Below are 2,734 nucleotides of genomic sequence, written 5' to 3'. Positions count from 1 at the left end.
CCCGAAACCGGCCCCCACCCCGAACCCCCGTGCCAAGATCCTCGTGCGCCGTCGGCGCACGACCATGGCGCTCCTCCTCGCCTTCACGCTCGGCGGCATCTTCTCGCTCACCGCGGGCCCCGGCTCCCTGTGGCTGCCCGCGATCCCGGCCGTGCTGCTCACCGCCTACGTGGTGCACGTCCGCCGCCAGGAGCGCCGCCGCTACGCCGTCGCCCTGGACCGCCGCCGCGCCGAGGAGGCCGCCCGCCGCCTGCGCGAGCGCACGCAGAAGAGCGCGGCGGCCGTTCCCGAGCAGCCCTCGGCGCGGGTCGTCGAGCAGACCGACCACGCCGAGTGGGTCGACCAGGAGCGCCGCCGCGTGCCCTCGACCGCCGACGAGCCGGAGAGCTGGGACCCGGCCCCGGTCCCGCTGCCCACCTACGTCAACGCCCCGGTCGCCCCGCGCACGACGCGGGGCGTGGACCTGGACGCCCCCGACACGTGGAGCGCGGCCCGCTCGACGACGGCGAGCGGCCCTCCGTCCCAGCGCACCGAGCCGAAGGGCCCGCAGCGCACGCCCCTGTTCGACCAGTACGCGGACGAGGACCGCCGCCGCCGCGCGGCGGGCGAGTAGCCCCGGGATACCCCGCAGAACAGATTTCGGCCCGCCCCTCCCCGGGTGCTACAGTTTCGGAGTCGCAAGGGCCTGTAGCGCAGCCTGGTAGCGCATCTCGTTCGCAACGAGGGGGTCAGGGGTTCAAATCCCCTCAGGTCCACCGGCAAGCGCCGTTCACTAGACCAGGTAGAACGGACAGACGAAAGCCCCCGCCGATCTTGATCGGCGGGGGCTTTCGCGTGCGTGCAAGCAGCGAAGTACAACCGGGCCGCCGAGGCGGGCAGGCCGACCGCGGACCAGTACAGGTGTGGGTACTGGGCCTGGACGTAGAGGGCCCCGCCGCCCACTCCCAGCACCGTCAGCAGTTCGGACATAGCGGTTCAGGCCCCTGCTGCGACGGGTTGAACACCGACTCCCACGGCCGCGCCACCAGGCCCGGCAACGCGACCGGACCATCCTTGGTGATCTCCCCGGTCTGCCGGTCCCGGACCTTGGGTTCGGGCGTCTCGGTCCGCAGGATTGGGGTGGCGGAGGTGTCAACTCGAATGGAACGCAACGCGGCCTTTCCCTTGTGGGTCGGGACCGGCCCATCGGGCAGCTAGTCGTCTAGGCAAGAAGCCGTCAACCGGTCCGCGTGCATACGAGTCGCCGCCAGCACCCGTCAGCCGTTCTCAGGTGGCCGGGAGTTGGTAGGCCAGCACGTAGGTGTCGGCGGCCATGACGGTGTCGCAGACCTCGACCGGCCGCCCCTCGGTGTCGAACGCCGTCCGGATGAGGTGGATGACGGGCACGCCGGAGGCCAGCCGCAGGGTCTTGACCTCTGCGGGGGTGGGCATCCGGGCGCGGATCTCTTCCTCGAAGTGATCGAGCTGGTGGCCGAGTTCTTCGAGGCGGGCGTAGATGCCGCCGGGGCCGGGGTTGGGTTCGGCGATGGGCGTGTTCCGGGCGAGGTCGAGCGGGAGGAACGAGGCGGCGAACTCCACTGGCCGACCGTCCAGCAGGTACCGCCGGCGCCGGGCCAGCACGCGGCGTGGCCCTCCGAGCCGGGCGGAGATGTCCTGCGTGGGCCGTTCCTCCTTGACCTCCAAACTGTCGACCTCCGGGCGGCTGCCCGCGGCTTCCGCTTCCACGGTGAACGCGGACTTCCCCTGTTCGCGGTGCCGCCGGGCGAACCGGTCGGACGCCAGCCGCCGCACCGGCGGACGCGGCCGGACGAAGACACCCTTGCCGTGCTCGGAGTGCGCCAGGCCCTCGCCCTGGAGGACGCCGAGGGCGTTGCGGACGGTCATCCGGGAGACGCCGTAGTGCTCCACGAGTTCGGATTCGGACGGCAGCTTGGCGCCCTCCTTGAAGCGTCCCTTGTCGATCGCTTCCCTCAGCTGGTCGGCGATCTGGCGGAAGACCGCGCGGTCGCTGGTGGAGTCCAGCGCGCCCAGCACGCCGGAGGGGAGAGCTACCATGTCCGGTTACTCCTTTAGGTATCTAGACGAGAAGCTGTGTTGAGCCACAGGGAAGAGGCCACGACAGTGAGCACCGACCGTCCGCATTCGGTGAGCGTCGCCGGAGTCATCATCGACGGCCAGGGCCGGGCCCTGCTCATCCAGCGCCGGGACAACGGGCACTGGGAGCCGCCGGGCGGAGTGGTCGAAGCAGGCGAGACGATCCCCGACGCCCTCTCCCGGGAAGTCCTCGAAGAGACCGGCCTCAAGATCGCCCAGCCCGCCGCGCTCACCGGCGTCTACAAGAACATGACCGGCCTCATCGTCTCGCTCGTCTTCCGCTGCGAGGCGATCGACGGCCAGACCACCACCGGAGCCGAGACCAGGGCCCTGCGGTGGGTCACCCGCGACGAGGTCAACGACCTGGCCGACGAGGCATACGCCGTCCGCGTCACCGACGCCATGGACAACGCTTCCCAGCCGGCCGTCCGCGCGCACGACGGCATCAGACTCATCTAGTGCTGTGACCGTTTAGGTTGCCGGGTTGGTCAGGCTGCGGGTGTGAGGGGGCGTCCGCCCCAGCGGATGCCCTTTTCGCTGCGGATGCGGGCGCGTTCTCGGCGTTGGGCGGTGAGCACGTCGGGGTGGCGGGCGTTGGCGTTGCGCCAGCGCAGGTAGGCGTGCAGTGCCTGGGTCTGCG

At 71.1% G+C, this 2,734-nt stretch carries 3 protein-coding genes, 1 tRNA gene and 1 pseudogene; 3 read left to right on the top strand and 2 right to left on the bottom strand.

What is annotated here, in order from left to right:
- Together ADY01_RS34695 and ADY01_RS34690 are read left to right on the top strand one after the other, a co-directional pair.
- Nucleotides 1-613: hypothetical protein (locus tag ADY01_RS34695; protein ID WP_049580777.1), on the top strand; the 613-nt coding region annotated here is incomplete at its 5' end.
- Nucleotides 614-681: 68 nt separating this feature from the next.
- Nucleotides 682-755 (top strand) — tRNA-Ala (locus tag ADY01_RS34690).
- Between the two features lie 511 nt (nt 756-1,266).
- On the opposite strand, the gene ADY01_RS34685 is transcribed toward ADY01_RS34690, so the two are convergent.
- On the bottom strand, nt 1,267-2,055 hold the full coding sequence (locus ADY01_RS34685) for a GntR family transcriptional regulator (protein WP_049580776.1): 789 nt from the start codon (nt 2,053-2,055) through the stop codon (nt 1,267-1,269).
- 66 nt (nt 2,056-2,121) lie between these two features.
- Between ADY01_RS34685 and ADY01_RS34680 the strand changes: the two genes are divergently transcribed.
- Nucleotides 2,122-2,553: an NUDIX hydrolase gene (locus ADY01_RS34680; RefSeq protein ID WP_049580775.1), complete on the top strand. Its 432-nt coding sequence runs from the start codon at nt 2,122-2,124 to the stop codon at nt 2,551-2,553.
- Between the two features lie 29 nt (nt 2,554-2,582).
- Here ADY01_RS34680 and ADY01_RS38725 read toward each other — a convergent pair.
- A pseudogene (locus ADY01_RS38725) lies at nt 2,583-2,734 on the bottom strand (IS630 family transposase); the annotation flags it as partial.

It is taken from the genome of Streptomyces sp. SBT349 (genome assembly GCF_001083795.1).
GTDB lineage: Bacteria > Actinomycetota > Actinomycetes > Streptomycetales > Streptomycetaceae > Streptomyces.
This window is presented reverse-complemented; position numbering and strand designations above follow the sequence as displayed.